The organism is Amycolatopsis sp. NPDC104819 (genome assembly GCF_055583145.1).
Map to the genome: position 1 here is coordinate 160,116 of NZ_JBVJON010000004.1, position 16,949 is coordinate 177,064.

General features: G+C 70.5%; 13 protein-coding genes. 6 read left to right on the top strand and 7 right to left on the bottom strand.

What is annotated here, in order from left to right; translation table 11 throughout:
• Positions 1-28: 28 nt before the first annotated feature.
• Positions 29-1,528 carry a bis-aminopropyl spermidine synthase family protein gene (locus tag ACZ63E_RS13540; protein WP_465336230.1) on the bottom strand — a complete coding sequence of 500 codons (1,500 nt, stop codon included), beginning with the start codon at positions 1,526-1,528 and terminating at the stop codon, positions 29-31.
• A 93-nt stretch (positions 1,529-1,621) separates the two neighbouring features.
• On the opposite strand from ACZ63E_RS13540, the gene ACZ63E_RS13545 reads away from it, so the two are divergent.
• The 4 genes from ACZ63E_RS13545 to ACZ63E_RS13560 are packed head-to-tail and all read left to right on the top strand — an operon-like array spanning position 1,622 to position 4,960.
• Positions 1,622-2,707 carry an ABC transporter ATP-binding protein gene (locus ACZ63E_RS13545; RefSeq protein ID WP_465336231.1) on the top strand — a complete coding sequence of 362 codons (1,086 nt, stop codon included), beginning with the start codon at positions 1,622-1,624 and terminating at the stop codon, positions 2,705-2,707.
• Positions 2,704-3,387, top strand: a complete 684-nt coding sequence (locus ACZ63E_RS13550; protein WP_465336232.1) for an ABC transporter permease — start codon at positions 2,704-2,706, stop codon at positions 3,385-3,387. The genes ACZ63E_RS13545 and ACZ63E_RS13550 overlap by 4 nt, the downstream gene beginning before the upstream one ends.
• Positions 3,384-4,076 carry an ABC transporter permease gene (locus ACZ63E_RS13555; protein ID WP_465336233.1) on the top strand — a complete coding sequence of 231 codons (693 nt, stop codon included), beginning with the start codon at positions 3,384-3,386 and terminating at the stop codon, positions 4,074-4,076. The genes ACZ63E_RS13550 and ACZ63E_RS13555 overlap by 4 nt, the downstream gene beginning before the upstream one ends.
• Positions 4,073-4,960: an ABC transporter substrate-binding protein gene (locus ACZ63E_RS13560; protein WP_465336234.1), complete on the top strand. Its 888-nt coding sequence runs from the start codon at positions 4,073-4,075 to the stop codon at positions 4,958-4,960. The genes ACZ63E_RS13555 and ACZ63E_RS13560 overlap by 4 nt, the downstream gene beginning before the upstream one ends.
• Here the strand turns inward: ACZ63E_RS13560 and ACZ63E_RS13565 are convergent.
• On the bottom strand, positions 4,957-5,475 hold the full coding sequence (locus tag ACZ63E_RS13565; protein ID WP_465336235.1) for a GNAT family N-acetyltransferase: 519 nt from the start codon (positions 5,473-5,475) through the stop codon (positions 4,957-4,959). The two genes, ACZ63E_RS13560 and ACZ63E_RS13565, sit on opposite strands and share 4 nt — an antisense overlap.
• A gap of 111 nt (positions 5,476-5,586) precedes the next feature.
• Here ACZ63E_RS13565 and ACZ63E_RS13570 point away from each other — a divergent pair, with 111 nt between their 5' ends.
• Positions 5,587-6,264: a hypothetical protein gene (locus ACZ63E_RS13570; RefSeq protein WP_465336236.1), complete on the top strand. Its 678-nt coding sequence runs from the start codon at positions 5,587-5,589 to the stop codon at positions 6,262-6,264.
• Between the two features lie 54 nt (positions 6,265-6,318).
• On the opposite strand, the gene ACZ63E_RS13575 is transcribed toward ACZ63E_RS13570, so the two are convergent.
• Positions 6,319-10,035 (bottom strand): multifunctional oxoglutarate decarboxylase/oxoglutarate dehydrogenase thiamine pyrophosphate-binding subunit/dihydrolipoyllysine-residue succinyltransferase subunit, encoded by a 3,717-nt coding sequence (locus ACZ63E_RS13575; RefSeq protein ID WP_465336237.1) that lies wholly within the window; start codon positions 10,033-10,035, stop codon positions 6,319-6,321.
• 258 nt (positions 10,036-10,293) lie between these two features.
• On the opposite strand from ACZ63E_RS13575, the gene ACZ63E_RS13580 reads away from it, so the two are divergent.
• On the top strand, positions 10,294-10,566 hold the full coding sequence (locus ACZ63E_RS13580) for a hypothetical protein (protein ID WP_465336238.1): 273 nt from the start codon (positions 10,294-10,296) through the stop codon (positions 10,564-10,566).
• 10 nt (positions 10,567-10,576) lie between these two features.
• Here the strand turns inward: ACZ63E_RS13580 and ACZ63E_RS13585 are convergent, their stop codons facing one another.
• From ACZ63E_RS13585 to ACZ63E_RS13600, 4 genes are all read right to left on the bottom strand, one after another.
• On the bottom strand, positions 10,577-11,080 hold the full coding sequence (locus ACZ63E_RS13585; protein WP_465336239.1) for a DUF4291 family protein: 504 nt from the start codon (positions 11,078-11,080) through the stop codon (positions 10,577-10,579).
• A gap of 50 nt (positions 11,081-11,130) precedes the next feature.
• Positions 11,131-14,874 carry an ABC transporter ATP-binding protein gene (locus ACZ63E_RS13590; RefSeq protein WP_465336240.1) on the bottom strand — a complete coding sequence of 1,248 codons (3,744 nt, stop codon included), beginning with the start codon at positions 14,872-14,874 and terminating at the stop codon, positions 11,131-11,133.
• A gap of 96 nt (positions 14,875-14,970) precedes the next feature.
• Entirely contained in the window at positions 14,971-15,858 is an 888-nt protein-coding gene (locus ACZ63E_RS13595) for an ABC transporter permease subunit (protein WP_465336241.1), read from the bottom strand.
• On the bottom strand, positions 15,858-16,919 hold the full coding sequence (locus ACZ63E_RS13600; RefSeq protein WP_465336242.1) for an ABC transporter ATP-binding protein: 1,062 nt from the start codon (positions 16,917-16,919) through the stop codon (positions 15,858-15,860). Before ACZ63E_RS13600 ends, ACZ63E_RS13595 begins: the two co-directional genes overlap by 1 nt.
• Positions 16,920-16,949: the final 30 nt, after the last annotated feature.

The following is a 16,949-nucleotide window of genomic DNA, read 5'->3' on the forward strand; positions in this document are numbered from 1 at the left end:
GGGGTGAACCCCACCCTCTGAGATCGCCTCACCCGAAACACCCAGTCCCCCCCCAAACACGGGGAGAGGTGGGGCTCTTCCCTTCCCCCCCCCCCCCCCCCCCCCCCCCCCCCCCCCCCCCCCCCCCCCCCAGGGCGGCGAGGCGGTGGCGGGGGACGTCGACCAGGCGCAGGTCCCGCAGGTCTTCGGGGACGTCCAGGGCGACGTTCGCCAGCCGGGCGTGGGCGCGGGTGAGCACCTCGCTCTGGTGCTCCACCGCGTCCGCGACCACCACCGCGTGCCGGTTGTCCGGGGTGCTGCGCCGGTACCGCAGCGTGTACTTGCCGCGGACGAGGTCCGCGAGCGCGGTTTGGGATGCCTGGTCCGCCAGGTCCGGGTGCGCGTTCGGCAGCAGCAGCGCGAGCCTGCGGGCGTTCGTGCCCAGCAGGGTGCGCAGCAGCCACGGGCCCGGGTCCGCCGAGAGGTCCATCGCCACCGCGTCACCCTCGGGGCCGGAGATCGACCAGTCCACCGGGCGTGACTCGAACGAGAGCCCGTCCGCGGTCGCGATCTCCTTCAGCTTCTCCAGCAGCGCCGGTTTTGTGCCGGCGGCCTCGACCGACTGCGGCCCGTGCGTGTAGATCGTCTTGCCGCTGCGGACCTTCTTGGCCTTCGCCGTCGGCTGGCAGACGTACAGGTCCGCCGCGCTGCCGATCGCCTGCGCGCCGAAGTAGGAGTTGAAGCCCGGCAGGATCGCCTCGAACGTCAGTCCGAGCGTGGCCAGTGACCGCTGCACCTGCGCGCCCAGCGCCGGGTGCCGCGGGCTGTAGCCGTACGCGAACAGCAGCCGTCCCTCGCTCGGCTCCCGCAGCGCCTGCACCCCGCGCGCGGCGAACAGGCCCATGCCTTCCGGCGTGTACGGCGGATCGCTGAACACGAGGTCGAAGCCGTTCACCGCCGGCGGCAGGCCGACCCGCAGGTCCGCGTGCGCGGTCCGGATCTCGCGCTCGCCGCGGTCGTCCAGGTAGGCGAGGACCCGCTCGTCGAGGTCGACGACGGTCAGCGACGCCGCCGGGCAGACCGCCCGCACTGCCAGCGACGTCAGGTCGTGGTCGCCGAGGAACAGCAGCCGCGCCGACGCGAGGTCGTAGCGCGCGTCCAGCCACAGCGCGCGGCGCAGCACCGTCTCCGGCGTGGCCTGGACGTGGTCGAGCGCGGCCAGCGGCGGCGGCACCTCGGCCACCCACTCGGCGACCTTCGGCAGCAGCTCGTGCGTCGCGACGGCTTCGTCGAGTGGGTCGGCGTAACCCGGCGCGCTGTACTGCAGGTACGACGCCGCGACGCCGGGGGAGATCCGCAGCCGGTCGCCGCTGCGGTCGAGGTCGTCACCCAAAGCGGCGAGGACGTCTTCGACGCTGCGCCGGGGCGCCGTGCTCAGCCGGACCAGCTCGCCGAGGTCGTGGTCGCCCGTGCGCAGCAGGTCGATGACGCGGTGCAGCGGGCGGACGCCGACGCCATGCTTGGCGAGGACGTCGTCGAGAGCGTTCACGTCCTCAGAGCGTAGTCACCACCTGCCGGAACAGCGTGCCAACCACCGCCGACTCGGCTACGGTCGATTGGACCTGACATGGGGAGTGGGCAAGTGACGATCGAATTCCGCGACGTGACCAAGCAGTATCCCGATGGGACGGTCGCCGTCGACAAGCTGAACCTGACGGTCGAGGACGGCACGATCACCGTGTTCGTCGGTCCGTCCGGCTGCGGCAAGACGACGTCGCTGCGGATGATCAACCGGATGATCGAGCCCACCGGCGGCCAGGTGCTGCTCGACGGCAAGGACGTCGCCGAGGGCGACCCCGCGCTGCTGCGCCGCGGCATCGGCTACGTCATCCAGCACGCCGGCCTCTTTCCACATAGGACGGTGCTGGACAACATCGCCACCGTGCCCCTGCTGTCCGGCTGGGACAAGGCGAAGGCGCGCAAGCGGGCGGCCGAGCTGCTCGAGACCATCGGCCTGCCGGTCGAGCTCGGCAAGCGGTACCCGGCCCAGCTCTCGGGCGGCCAGCAGCAGCGGGTCGGCGTCGCCCGCGCGCTCGCCGCGGACTCGCCGGTGCTGCTGATGGACGAGCCGTTCTCCGCCGTCGACCCGATCGTGCGCGAGGACCTCCAGAACGAGCTGCTGCGGCTGCAGTCCCAGCTGGGCAAGACCATCGTGTTCGTCACGCACGACATCGACGAGGCCGTCCGGCTCGGCGACAAGGTCGCGGTGCTGCGCGTCGGCGGCAAGCTCGCCCAGTACGGCACCCCCGCCGACGTGCTGCGGCACCCGGTGGACGACTTCGTCGCGTCGTTCGTCGGCCGCGACCGCGGTTACCGCGGCCTGTCCTTCCTCTCCGCCGAAGGGGTCGAGGTCAAGGAGATCGAGCTGGTCGAGATCGGCGCGACGGTCCCGGCGAGCGACGGCTGGCGGCTCGGGGTCAATTCCGACAAGCAGCCCCGCGGCTGGTTGCCGCCGAACTCCACAGTGGACGGCGCACTGTCCGAAGCAGACCTCGTCGCCGGCGGTTCACTGTGGATCCACGGCACGCCGATCCGCGGCGCGCTCGACGCCGCGCTGTCGTCACCGGCCAGCCTCGGCGTGGTCGTCGACGAAGACCACCGCGTGCTCGGCGGCGTCGTCGCCAGACAGGTCCTGGACGTGATCGAGGCGACGCCCCAGGCCTCATGAGCTTCTTCGACGAGCTCGGGCGATACCTGGGCAGCGGCAACAACCGCGAACAGATCCTCGCTGACCTCGGTGACCACGTCTACCTCGCGCTGCTCCCGCTGGTCATCGGCATCGTGCTGGCGATCGCGGCCGGCTGGCTCGGCCACCGCTGGGCGCCCGCCCGGTCGGTGCTCATGGTGCTGGCCAACCTGCTCTACACGATCCCGTCGCTCGCGCTGTTCGTCGTCATCCCCGGCCTGATCGGGTCGAAGATCCTGGACAGCGTCAACGTCGTCGTCGCGCTGACGATCTACACCACGGCGCTGCTGGTCCGCCCGGTGCTCGACGCGCTCGACGCCGTGCCGCCGCCGGTGACCGCCGCGGCGACGGCGGTCGGCTACAAGCCGGTGCGGCTCTTCTTCGCCGTCGAACTGCCGCTGTCGGTGCCGGTGCTCGCGGCCGGCGTGCGCGTGGCGTCGGTGAGCAACATCAGCCTGGTCAGTGTCGGCGCGCTGATCGGCACCGGCGGCCTCGGGGTGCTCTTCACCGACGGCTTCCAGCGGGAGTACTTCTCGCCGATCGTCGTCGGCATCGTGCTGACACTGGTGCTGGCCCTGGTCGTCGACCTGGTCCTGGTGGGGATCCGGAACCTGCTGACACCGTGGGAACGGGCCGGGAACGCGGGGGTGGCCGTCGCATGATCACCGATCTCTTCCACTGGTTCGGCGACCCGGCGCACTGGTCCGGCCCGGACGGCATCCCGCAGCGGCTGCTGGAGCACCTCGGCTACACGGTGCTGGCGCTCGTGATCGCGTTGGTGATCGCCGTCCCGTTGGGACTGTTCGTCGGCCACACGGGACGCGGTGGTGTCGCGCTGGTGAGCGTGGGCAACGCGATTCGCGCGCTGCCGACGCTCGGGCTCGTCACGTTCTTGTTCCTGCTCTTCACCGAAAGCGTCACCTCGACGATCATCGGGCTCGTGGTGCTGGCCGTGCCGCCGATCCTGGCCGGCACCTACGCCGGGCTGCAGGCGACCGACCATGGTGTCGTCGACGCCGCCCAGGGCATCGGGATGACCGGCTGGCAGCGGCTCTGGAAGGTCGAGGTGCCGATCTCGCTGCCGCTGGTGCTCGGCGGGATCCGCAACGCCGTGCTGCAGCTCGTGGCGACGGCCGCGGTGGCCGCGTACGTCGGACTCGGTGGCCTGGGCCGGTTCCTGCTCGACGGACTGGCCATTTTGGACTATTCCGAGGTGATCGCCGGCGCACTGCTGACGACGGTGCTCGCGATCGTGCTCGACGTCCTGTTCGCGCTGCTGAACCGCGCGCTGGTCCCCAAGGGTGTCCGGCTGGCGACGGCGGCGGCGACCGGCAAGAAGGTGGCGGCATGAAGCGGCTCGGTCTGGTGGTGGCCGCCCTGGTCCTGGTGGCCGGCTGCGGCAACCCGCTGGCGGGCGGCGGCGAAGGTGGGTCCAATGGGGACATCATCATCGGCGCGTCCGACGTCGGCGAAAGCCTTTTGCTGGCCCAGATCTACGCCGGCGCGCTGAAGAACGCGGGCGCGACGAACGTGACCGTCCGGCCGCCGGTCGGCAGCCGCGAGGTCGTCGTCAAGGCGCTGCAGGACAAGTCGCTGTCGGTGGTGCCGGACTACAGCGGGAACCTGTTGCGGTACTTCGACAAGAACACTTCCGCGACGACGTCCCAGGACGTGTACACACAGCTGAAGCAGAAGATCCCGGCGGGCTTCGAGGTCCTGGATCAGGCGCCGGCCGAGGACAAGGACCTGCTGGTCGTCGGAGCGCAGCTGGCTTCGTCGGGCATCAAGACGTTTTCGGACCTGGGGAAGCGCTGCGGCGAGCTGGTGTTCGGCGGGCCGGGCCAGTGGAGCAGCCGCTGGAAGGACCAGATCAAGAAGCTCTACGGCTGCGAGTTCAAGGAGATCCGCACGACGGACACCGGCGGCCCGGTCACGGTGGCGGCCCTGAAGTCGGGTGACGTCCAGGTGGCGGACCTGTTCAGCACGTCGTCGACGATCGAGGCGAACGGGTTCGTGCCGCTGGTCGACGACAAGAACATGTTCCCGGCGCAGAACATCGTGCCGCTGGTGGCCAAGGGAACGCTGTCGCCTTCCGAGACGGCCGCGTTGAACCGCGTCTCGGCGGCGCTGACGACCGAGCAGCTGACACGGCTGAACGTCGAGTTCACGGAGGAGAAGCGGAACCCGCTGGACATCGCGGAAGACTTCCTGGCGCGCAACAACCTGAAGTCCTAGATCCGCGAGAAGGCCGGTGCGTACTCGAACGCGCCGGACTGCGTGGGCTGGTAGCCCGTCAACGCCCGCGCCTGGAAGTGCTTGCCCCAGCTCGGGTCCGGCGCGATGATCGAGAGCGTCGACGCCGTCACGAAGCCGAAGCGCGGGTAGTAGACGTCGCTGCCGAGCAGGACCACCAAGCCGTGGCCGAGGGCGTCCGCCGCGGCGATGACTGCGTGCATCAGGGCCGAGCCGACGCCCGTCGCCTGGTGTGCGGGCAGCACTCCGAGCGGGCCGAGCCCGACCGCCGACGTCGTGTTGTCGCCGACCCGGGCGCGGCTGCAGCACACGTGCCCGACCAGCTCGCCGTCGCGCAGTGCCACCAGGGACAGCGCGTCGACCAGGTCGCCGTCGGCGCGCAGCTCGTCCACCAGTGGCGCCTCCACCGGTGTCACGCCGGGTTCGCGCCGGAACGCCTCGCTGTGGATCGTGTGGATCGCGGCGTGGTCGGCAGGGGTTTCGCGGCGGATCAGCATGGTCGTCACCTTGCCGCGAACCGGCGGAAGAGGGAAATCGATTCCGGACCGTCCGGGTGGTTTGTCCCGAAACGCCGACCTCGACGCAGTGTTTGGCCTAATGTCCGGATCGTGCAGCAAGGACCCTATTACCCGCAGTACCCCAGCTACCCGCCGCCGAAGTCCGGCGGGAAAACCGCGCTGATCGTCGTCCTGGTCGTGGCCGGCGTCCTCGTGCTGGCCGGCGTCGGTGTCGGCGCGTTCTTCCTGCTGACACCCGGGAACGAGAAGCGGTCCCTGCCGGCGCCCACGACGTCAGCCGCCGGCGAGCCGGACAAGTACACCTCGCTGCCGCGGTGCCCGGAGGTCGGCAGCCGGATGAACGGCCTGCCGCCGCTGGTGCGTGACGCCCCGCCGGAGCCCGGCAGCTCCTCGGACGACGAGCTCGAGCTGATGCAGCTGAGCTGCTCCTGGATGAAGTCCGGGTCCTCGTCCGGGCAGGTGACGATGTACCTGTCGAAGTCGGTGAAGCCCGGCTCGGGCGCGGGCACCCGGTACGCCGCGGCGGGGTACGACAACGCGGTCGAGGACGGCGGCAAGCCGATCACCGCCGGGATCGGGCAGGCGACGAAGGCCGCGGACACCGACCCGCACGGCAGCGACAGCCTGCAGTGCGGCGTGCGGTTCTACCAGGGCAACGTCGACGTGATCGTGCTCGTCCAGGCGGCCGACGAGCAGGACCGGAACGTGGACCGCTGCCGGCGCAACGCGCACAAGCTGGCGGAAGCCGCTTCGCAGTCACTCGGCTGAGAACGGAGAAGGCCCCCGCACGATGGTGCGGGGGCCTTCGCCGTGGTCAAGCGATCAGTCGAACGCCTTCGAGATCAGCGCCTTCTGCTCCACCTCGTGCACCTTCGACGAGCCGGCCGACGGCGCCGCCATCGGGCGGCGCGACACGACCTGCAGGCCCGAGAGCAGCTCCGGGAACTTCCGGGGCAGGTTCAGGCCGAAGAACGGCCACGCGCCCTGGTTTTCCGGCTCCTCCTGCACCCACGCGACGTCCTTCGCGTTGGTGTAGCGCTCCAGTGCCGCCACCAGCTTCCGCTTCGGCAGCGGGTAGTACTGCTCGATCCGCACGATCGCGACGTCGTGCGCCTCGCGCTTGGTCCGCTCCGCGACCAGCTCCCAGTACAGCTTCCCGGAGGTCAGCAGCACCTTGCGGATCTTCGCCGGGTCCGGCGTCACGTCGTCGATGACCGACATGAACCGGCTCTGGCCGGTGAAGTCCTCGGTCGCAGACGTCGCGGCCTTGTTGCGCAGCATCGACTTCGGCGTGAAGACGACCAACGGGCGCTGGATGCCGTCGAGGGCGTGGCGGCGCAGCAGGTGGAAGTAGTTCGCCGGGGTGGACGGCACCGCCACCGTCATCGAGCCCTCCGCGCACAGCGAGAGGAACCGCTCGATGCGGCCGGACGTGTGGTCCGGGCCCTGGCCCTCGTGGCCGTGCGGCAGCAGCAGCACAACGTCCGAGCGCTGGCCCCACTTGGCCTCGCCCGAGGAGATGTACTCGTCGATGACGGTCTGCGCGCCGTTGACGAAGTCACCGAACTGCGCTTCCCACATGACCAGCGACTCGGGGTTGGCGACCGAGTAGCCGTACTCGAAGCCGACGGCCGCGTACTCCGACAGCGCGGAGTCGTAGATCATCACGCGGCCCTGGCCCTCGGCCAGGTTCTGCAGCGGCGAGTACTCCTGGCCCGTCTTGCGGTCGATGAACACCGAGTGCCGCTGGGTGAACGTGCCGCGGCGGGAGTCCTGGCCGGAGAGCCGGACGAGCCGGTCCTCCATCGCCAGCGAACCGAACGCGAGCAGCTCGCCGAACGCCCAGTCGATGTCGCCTTCGCGGGACATCTTGTGACGGCGCTCCATGACCGGCTTGACGCGCGGGTGCGGGGTGAAGCCCTCGGGCACGTTCACGAACGCGTCGCCGATGTGCTCCAGCGTCTCGGTGGTGATCGCCGTCGCCACCTTGGCCGGGACCTGCTGCTCCTCCTCGACCGAGGGGCTCGCCTTCGCCGGGTGCTTCTCCAGCTCCCGGACCTCGTTGAAGACGTGCTCCAGCTGGCTCGAGAAGTCGCGCAGCGCGGCTTCGGCCTCTTCGACGGAGATGTCCCCGCGGCCGATCAGCGACTCTGTGTAGGTCTTCCGCACCGAACGCTTCGTGTCGATGATGTCGTACATCGCCGGCTGCGTCATCGAGGGGTCGTCACCCTCGTTGTGGCCGCGGCGGCGGTAGCAGATCAGGTCGATCACGACGTCCTTGTGGAACGCCTGCCGGTACTCGACGGCCAGCTTGGCCACCCAGTGCGCGGCCTCCGGGTCGTCACCGTTCACGTGGAAGATCGGCGACCCGATCATCTTCGCGACGTCCGTGGCGTACTGGGACGAGCGCGAGTGCTCCGGCGCGGTCGTGAAGCCGACCTGGTTGTTGACGATCACGTGCACGGTGCCGCCGGTGCGGTACCCGCGCAGCAGCGACAGGTTCAGCGTCTCGGCGACGACGCCCTGGCCCGCGAAGGCCGCGTCGCCGTGCATCAGGACCGGCAGCACGGTGTAGCCCTCGCCGCCCTTGTCCAGGAGGTCCTGCTTCGCGCGGACGATGCCCTCGAGCACCGGGTCCACGGTCTCCAGGTGCGACGGGTTCGCCGTCAGCGACACCTTCGTCTCGCCGTCGCCGAACATCCGGAAGTACTTGCCCTCGGCGCCGAGGTGGTACTTCACGTCGCCGGAGCCGTGCGCCTGGCCCGGGTCGAGGTTGCCCTCGAACTCCTGGAAGATCTGCGAGATCGGCTTGCCGACGATGTTGGCCAGCACGTTCAGCCGGCCGCGGTGCGGCATGCCGATGACGACCTCGTCGAGCTCGTGCTCGGCGGCCTTGTCGAGCAGCGTGTCGAGCAGCGGGATCGCCGTCTCGCCGCCTTCGAGGCTGAACCGCTTCTGGCCGACGTACTTGGTCTGCAGGAACGTCTCGAACGCCTCGGCGGCGTTCAGCTTCGAGAGCACGTACTTCTGGACCGCGGGGTCCGGCTTCTCGTGCGGGATCTCGACGCGCTCCTGGATCCAGCGGCGCTCCTCGGGGTCGAGGATGTGCGTGTACTCGATGCCGACCGTGCGGCAGTACGAGTTGCGCAGCACGCCCAGGATGTCGCGCAGCTTCATCCGCTCCTGGCCGGCGAAGCCGCCGACCGGGAACTCGCGGTCGAGGTCCCAGAGCGTCAGGCCGTGGGACAGGACGTCCAGGTCGGCGTGGCTGCGCTGGCGGTAGTTCAGCGGGTCGGTGTCAGCCATCAGGTGGCCGCGCATCCGGAACGCGTCGATCAGCTCGATCACGCGGGCGGTCTTGTCGACCGGGCCCTCGGGGATGTCGGCGACCCAGCGGATCGGCTCGTACGGCAGGCGCAGGCTGGTGAAGACGTCGTCGTAGAAGCCGTCTTCGCCCAGCAGCAGCTGGTGGATGCGCTTGAGGAACTCGCCGGACTCCGCACCCTGGATGATGCGGTGGTCGTACGTCGAGGTCAGCGTCATGATCTTGCTGATGCCGAGGTCGACCAGCGTCTTCTCGCTGGTGCCCTCGAACGCCGCCGGGTACTGCATGGCGCCGACGCCGATGATCGCGCCCTGGCCGGCCTGCAGGCGGGGCACCGAGTGGTTGGTGCCGATGCCGCCCGGGTTGGTCAGCGAGATCGTGGTGCCCGCGAAGTCGTCCGCGGTGAGCTTGTTGTTGCGGGCCTTCTTGACGATGTCCTCGTAGGCCTGCCAGAACTGCAGGAACGTCATGTCCTCGACGCTCTTGACCGAGGCCACGACGAGGTTGCGGGAGCCGTCCTTGCCCTTCATGTCGATCGCGAGCCCGAAGTTGACGTGCTCCGGCGTGATCGCGAACGGCTTGCCGTCGATCTGCTGGTAGTGCCGGTTGAGGTTCGGGTAGTTCTTCAGCGCCCGCACCATGGCGTAGCCGATGAGGTGCGTGAAGGAGATCTTGCCGCCGCGGGTGCGCTTGAGGTGGTTGTTGATGACGATGCGGTTGTCGGCCATCAGCTTCGCCGGGACCGCGCGCACGCTGGTCGCGGTAGGGACGCTCAGCGAGGCGTCCATGTTCTTCGCGATGGCGGCCGCGGCGCCGCGCAGCTGCTTCGACTCCGGCTCGTCCTTGGCCTGCGGCTTCGCGTCCGTCTTGGCCTCGGCCTTCGGCGCGGCCTTGGCGGCCGGCTTCGGGGCGGCCTTCGCGGGCGCCGCCTTGGCGGGCGCGGCCGGCGTCGACGTCTGCTTGGCCGCGGACTCCGCGTTCTGCACCGCCTTCGACGACGGCGCCGACGCCTGGCCGTTGGTCGCGGGCTTGGCGTCGGCCTTCTGCCGGGCGTTGTCCGCCTTGGCCTGGGCGCTCTGCGTCGGCTTGAAGTCCGCGAAGAAGTCGTGCCACGCGGCATCGACTGAGCTGGGGTCTGCGAGGAACTGGTCGTACATCTCTTCGACCAGCCACTCGTTGGGGCCGAACTGTGACGCAGGGCTGCTGCTGGACACGGCTTGGGCTCGCCTCTATCCGTCTCGATCTCGATCTTGAATCCGTTGATGCGCCTACCAGGCTAACCCCCTCGGTGACGCCGATGTGATGGAACCGGCCTGTGTGAGGCGTGGCGCACTAGGGGATCGGTCACTGACTCGATCAAGATGTGCTAAGGGAACCTTAAGCCCTGTACCCGGTACAGGGTTTCGAGGGGTTTCAGGCGGGGTTCGCGCCATCGCCCGCGGGTGTTCACCGGCGCGGGTTCTCCTGGGTGGATGTGGCTGGTCGAATGTCCGTCGTTCTGGGACCAGGGCCTGGTCCGGCCCCTGGTCACCGAGTCCGGCACGGTCGTGCTGATGTGCGACTCGTGCGAAGCGGTCTGGCCGACGCTGGCCGACTTCGAAGAGATGGAGCACGTGTCGCCGGACGAGCCCGACTGGCTGGTCGGCGCCGGGGTGCACGTCCGGCCGGGCACGGTCCGGTGGGCCTCGCAGCCCGACATCGAAGCGGCCGGGATGGGCTCGCTGAAGTGGCGGGCGCTGCCTTAGCTGTACCGCCTCAGCCGAGCGGGTACGGCGGCTCGTGGGGGACGAGCTTGACCGCCTTGTGCAGCTGGTCGGTGGCGAGGAGCCCGGAGATGTCGCGCATCACGGCCGTGACGTCGGTGATGGCGGTGATCCACTCCTCGGCGTACTGACCGGTCGCTTCACCGGTCAAGCCGATCCGGATCGCTTCGAAGTACAGCGGTGTGTGGTCGAGGTCTCGCTCGGCGTCCCACTGGATGAGCACCGGACCCTCGTGCGAGAGGGCCCACTCGAAGCCCTCGCGGGTGATGTCGACCGCGAGGATGCGCTCGTGGCCGGGCTTGCTCCCGTTGCCGCTGTCGTAGGCCGCCCACCGGAACGACGGCGTGAGCCACGTCGTGCCGTCCAGTCCCGCGAACGTCTGCTTCTCGAGCGCGGCGTCGGCGATCGCCGGTGAGCACGCCTGGTAGACCCGGACCGTCGTCTCGGTCCGCGCTGCTCGTACCTGCCGGTCGGGAACCCGCTTCTCTTCGAACATGCCCGCCATGCTCCCAGCGCCCCGGGCACGCGGCCACGAACTTTCGGTGGTCAGCCGAGGGACCACAGGCGGGCGTAGTAGCCGTTCGCCGCCAGGAGCTCCTCGTGGGTTCCGGTCTCCACGATCCGGCCGTGGTCCAGGACCACGATGCGGTCCGCGCGGGCCGCCGTCGCGAGGCGGTGGGCGACCACGAACGTCGTGCGGCGGCGGGCCAGGTGCTCCGTCGCCCGCAGGACCGCGGCCTCCGTCGACGGGTCCAGGGCCGCCGTCGCCTCGTCGAGCAGGAGGACGTCCGGGTCGACCAGTTCAGCCCGGGCCAGGGCCACCAGCTGGCGCTGCCCGGCCGACAGCGACCGGCCGCGTTCGCCCACCGGCTGCAGGAACCCGGCCGAGAGGGCCGCGACGCCGTCGAACGCGCCCACCGCCCGGACCGCGGCCTCCACCTCGGCGTCGGACGCCGACGGCCGCCCGTAGCGGACGTTGTCGGCCACCGTGCCCGAGAACAGGTGCGCCTCCTGCGGCACCACGCCCATCCGGCGCCGCAGCCCGGCCAGCTCGTACTCGCGCACGTCCGTGCCGTCGACCCGGACCTCGCCGCCGGTGGCGTCGTAGAAGCGCGCCACCAGCTTCACCGCCGTCGACTTCCCGGCGCCGGTCGCGCCGACCAGCGCGATCGTCTCGCCGGCCGCGACGTCCAGCGAGAACTCCGCCAGCGCCTTGCTCTCCGCGCCGGTGTAGGAGAACTCGACCTCCTTGAACGAAACCTCGCCGCGCAGCCGCTCCGGCACCGCCACGGCGTTGTCCGCCGCGGGCACCGACGTCGGCGTCCGCAGCAGGTCGCCGATCCGGTCGAGGCCGACGCGCGCCTGCTGGTAGCCGTCGAACACCGACGACAGCTGCTGGATCGGCGAGAAGAACTGCTGCAGGTACAGCAGGAACGCGAGCAGCACCCCGGCCGACAGGGTGCCTGCCGAGACGCGGTTCGCGCCGGCCACCAGCACCGTGGTCATCGCGAGGTCGGACATCAGCGCGACCAGCGGGAAGTACGTCGCGACGTACCGTTGCGCCCGCAGCCGCGAGCGCCGGTAGTCGTCACTGCGCGAGGCGAACGCCGCCGCGGAACGGTCTTCGCGCGTGTACGCCTGCGCCACGCGCAGCCCGCTGACGTTCTCCTGCATGTCCGCGTTGACGACGCTGACCCGTTCGCGGGCCTCGTTGTACGCCTTCGACGCCGCGCGCCGGAAGATCACCGTGGCCACCGCCAGCACCGGCACCATCGCCAGCGCGAACAGCGCCAGCCCGGCGTCGGTGACCAGCAGCGCGGCCGTGATCCCGGCCAGCGTCAGCGCGCTGACCACCGCCGTGGCGAGCCCGGTCTGCAGGAACGTCGAGAGCGCGTCGACGTCCGTGGTCATCCGGGTCATGATCTTCCCGGACAGCTCCCGCTCGTAGTAGTCGAGCCCGAGCCGCTGCAGGTGCGCGTAACTGCGGACGCGCAGCGCGTACAGCACCGTCTCGCCGACCCGTGAGGTCAGGCGCGTCTGCGCGAACACCACCAGCCAGTCGGCCGCGATCACCGCCGCGCCGATCCCGGCGGCGAGCCAGATCATCCACTCGACACCCGTCCGGACACCGTGGTCGACGCCGAACTGGTAGAGCCCCGGCAGCGCGATCGACGCCGCCGCGTCCGCCGCCACCAGCCCGATCACCAGCAGCAGGGGCCAGCGGACCGGGCGCAGCAGCCCGGCCAGCCGGAACCGCGGGTCGGGCGCGGTGACGTCCACATCGGACAGCCGCGGCTCGTCGGTGGCGGCCGGCAGCCGCCGCACGCCCTCGATCAGCTCCGGGGTCGGCGGCACGTCGAGGCCGCCGCCCCCGCCGACGAACCCGCTGCTGTTCGGGTCGCCGCTGCGCCGGCGCGCCGCCTCGGCCAGGTCCTCGACCTCGTCGCGCTCGGCCCGCGGCCAGAGCGACGGCGTGATCCCGGCCGGGCCGCAGTCGAGGCCTTCGCAACGGTGCTTCTCCTCGACGTCGTCACCCGGCCCGGCGATCAGCTCGCGGAACAGCGGGCAGCGCGCCATCAGCTCGGCCTCGGTGCCGACGTCGACGACGTGGCCCTCGTCCAGCACCGCGATCCGGTCGGCCAGCGCCAGGGTGGAACGCCGGTGCGCGATCAGCAGGGTCGTGCGGCTCGCGGTGACCGAGCGCAGGGTGTCGTGGATCGCCGCCTCGGTGACGGTGTCGATGGCCGACGTCGCGTCGTCGAGGACGAGGATCCGCGGATCGGTGATCAGGGCCCGCGCCAGCCCGAGCCGTTGCCGCTGCCCGCCCGAGAGCGTGAGCCCGCGCTCGCCGACCAGCGTCTCGTAGCCCTCCGGCAGCGCGCGGATGAACTCGTCCGCCTCGGCCGCGCGCGCCGCGGCGACGATCTCCTCGTCGCTCGCGTCCGGGCGGCCGTACGCGATGTTGTCCCGGATCGAGGAGGAGAACAGGAAGGCCTCTTCGAAAACCACGCCGATGGCCTGGCGCAGCTGCCGCAGCGGCACGTCCCGGACGTCGAGGCCGCCGACCCGCACCGAGCCCGCGTGGACGTCGTAGAAGCGGGGCAGCAGCAACGAGATCGTCGACTTCCCCGACCCGGCGGTGCCGACCAGCGCGAGCGTCTCGCCCGGGTTCGCGGTGACCGAAAGCCCGTCCAGCACCGGTTCGCTGCGGGTGTACCCGAAGCGGACGCCGTCGAGCTCCACACCCAGCGGCCCCTCCGGCAGCGGGCGAGCGTCGGGAGCGTCGACGACCTCCGGCTGCGCGTCGATCAGCTCGTACACGCGCTCGGCGCCGGCGCGGGTCAGCTGGGCCTGCACGACCAGGCCGGACAGCATCCGGGCCGGGCCGATCAGGGTCGCGAGGTAGGTCGCGAAGGCGAGGAAGGTGCCGAGCGTGATCGAGCCGTTCAACGCGAGGACACCGCCGATGCCGAGCACAGCGACCTGGCCGGCGGCGGGCAGGGCCGCGGTGGTCGCCGTCGGGACCGCGGACAGCTTCGCCGCGCGAAGCCGCTCCCCGAACAACTTGCGCGCGGTCTTCTCGAGCCGGCTCACTTCCCGCGTCTCCTGGCCGAAGCCCTTGACCACGCGAACGCCGGTGACGGTCTCCTCGACCTGCTGCGCGACATCGGCCGCGCGTTGCTGCGCCGACCACGTCGCCGGGAAGAGGCGCTTGCGGCTGCGCGTCACGATGATGCCGACCGCGGGGGTGACGACCAGCGCGATCAGCGTCAGCACCGGCGACATCCACAGCATCGCGACGAACGACAGCAGCGCGAAGATCACCGAGCCGAACGAGAGCGGGATCTGCATCAGGATCCCGGTGACCAGCTGCAGGTCCGAAATCGCGCGGGAGACGACCTGGCCGGTGCGCAGCGCGTCCTGCTTTCCGCCGTCCAGCCGCGAAACCGCGTTGAACACGCGCTGGCGCAGGTCGTGCTGGACGTTCAGCGCGAGCTTCCCGCCGAAGTACCGGCGCAGGAACGCGGTGCCGAACGCCACCAGCTGCAACGTCACCAGGAAGGTCGCGATCCCGGGCAGGGCGCCGGTCCGCCCCGCCACCGCGTCGTCCACCGCCGCGCGCACGAGCAGCGGGCTCGCGGCCTGCACACCGACGCTGAGCACGGCGGCGACCAGGGACAGCACGACGATCGCGCGGTGCTCCCACGCCGCGGCGGACAGCCTGCGGACCCAGCCGACGGTCTCGGCAGGTGGGAGCTCTTGACGGGAGCGGGGCGGAGCGAGGGTCACGTTGTCACAGTAAGCGCCGGCACCGACAAAATATTTCCCCGAACGCGCGGAAGGCCACCTCGAGCAGCTCGAGGTGGCCTTCCGGAGACGCCGGGACTACGTGATGTCGCGGCGCTGGTTGCCCGCCCAGCCGAGGCCGAAGAACAGCATCGTCCAGGCGAAGAAGATCAGCGCCGAAGCCCACCACGAGAGCACGCCGGGCGCGCTCGCCGTGTACTGCAGGAGCAGCTGCGCGCCGGAGTCGACGCTGGCGGGCAGGTTGAGCGAGTTGAAGCCGAACGCGTCCGCCGCGATGCCGCCGACGATCCCGTTCGCGGTGCCGTTCGGCAGGATCCCGCCCAGGATGCTGACGTCACCCCAGAGCCAGAACACGATCACCAGGACGTTTTCCACGATCAGGAACCAGATGATGAACAGCACCACCGCGAGTGGCACGTTGCGCAGCACCGCGCCGAACCCGATGCCGAACAACGTCACCAGCACCGACGCGAGGATCGTCCCGCCGAGCGCGGCCAGCCACTGGCCCGTGCTGGGCCACCGGCCCGAGTCGACCGAGGCCATCACCGCGGCCGCCGAGACACCGAAGCTGATCAGGCCGTAGATCGCGCCCCACGCGATGTAGGTCAGCATCTTCGCGGTCAGCGCGGAGATCCGGTTCGGGGCGGTGAGGAACGTCGTGGTGATCGTCTTGCTGCGGTACTCGCCGGCCAGCGCGAAGATGCCGAAGAGGCCCGGCACGAGCTGAGCGATGTTCACGCCGTGCGCGATCGCGAGCAGGCCCACCGGCACCTTGGCCGGGTCGAGCCCGATCGTCTCGCTGACCTGGCGCGCGTCGTCCGAGCCGAGGAAGTCGGCGAAGTCGTTGGTGATCTTGCCCCAGACGAACGTCAGCCAGAACGCCACCAGCGCCAGCGGGATGATCAGCACCCACCAGGTGTTCAGCGAGAGCGTCTTGCGGAACTCCGCCTTGATCAGGTTGCCCATCACTGCTGCGGACCTCCCCAGTACTGCTGCTGCTGCTGCTGCGGACCCGAGGGCGGGCCCTGCTGGTACTGCTGCGGACCGGACGGCGGCCCCTGGTACCCGGGCGGCGGGCCCTGGTACTGCGGCTGCGGCGGGTACCCCGCCGGTCCGCCGGCGAACTGACCCTGGGTCAGCTGGAAGAACATCCGCTCCAGGTCGGCGTGCTCCTCCTGCATCCCGTACACGGCGATCCCGGCCTTCGCGGCCAGGTCACCGATCTGCTGGACGCTCGACCCGGCCACGGCGACCCGGCCGTCCGGCGTCGGCGACACCTGCTGGACGCCGTTCTCCTGCAACGCCTTCACCAGCGCCGCCGGGTCGGCCGGCTGCACCAGCACCCGCGACTGCTGGCCCTTGCGCAGCTGGTCGAGCGAGCCGTAGTAGCGCGTGACGCCCTGGCTGATGATCACGACCTGGTCGATCAGCTGCTCGACCTCGTTGAGCAGGTGGCTCGAGACCAGGACCGTCCGCCGCTGCTCCCGCGCGTAGGACCGCAGGAAGTTGCGCAGCCACAGGATGCCTTCGGGGTCGAGGCCGTTGGTCGGCTCGTCCAGCACCAGGACCTGCGGGTCACCCAGCAACGCCGTCGCCAGCGCCAGCCGCTGCCGCATGCCGAGCGAGAAGCCGCCGGCCTTCCGGTCCGCGGCGCTGCCCAGGCCCACCAGGCCGAGCACGTCGTCCGCGCGCTGGTCCGGCACCCCGAGGGCCGCCGCGTACACCCGGAGGTGGTTGCGCGCGGTCCGGCTCGGGTGGAACCCCTCGTTCTCCAGCACCGAGCCCACGACCCGCGCCGGGTTCCCGAGCTGCGAGTGCGGGCGCCCGTTGATCGTCGCCGTCCCGGAGGTCGGCGTCACCAGCCCGAGCAGCATCCGCAACGTCGTCGTCTTGCCGGCGCCGTTCGGGCCCAGGAAGCCCGTCACCGAACCCGGTTCGACCGTGAAGCTCAGGTTCTGCACCGCGTTGACCGGGCCGAACTGCTTGCTCAGGTTCTGCACCACAATCCGGCCACTGCCGTCGTGCATACCGTCCCCTAACGTTCCCGCTGATGGGGC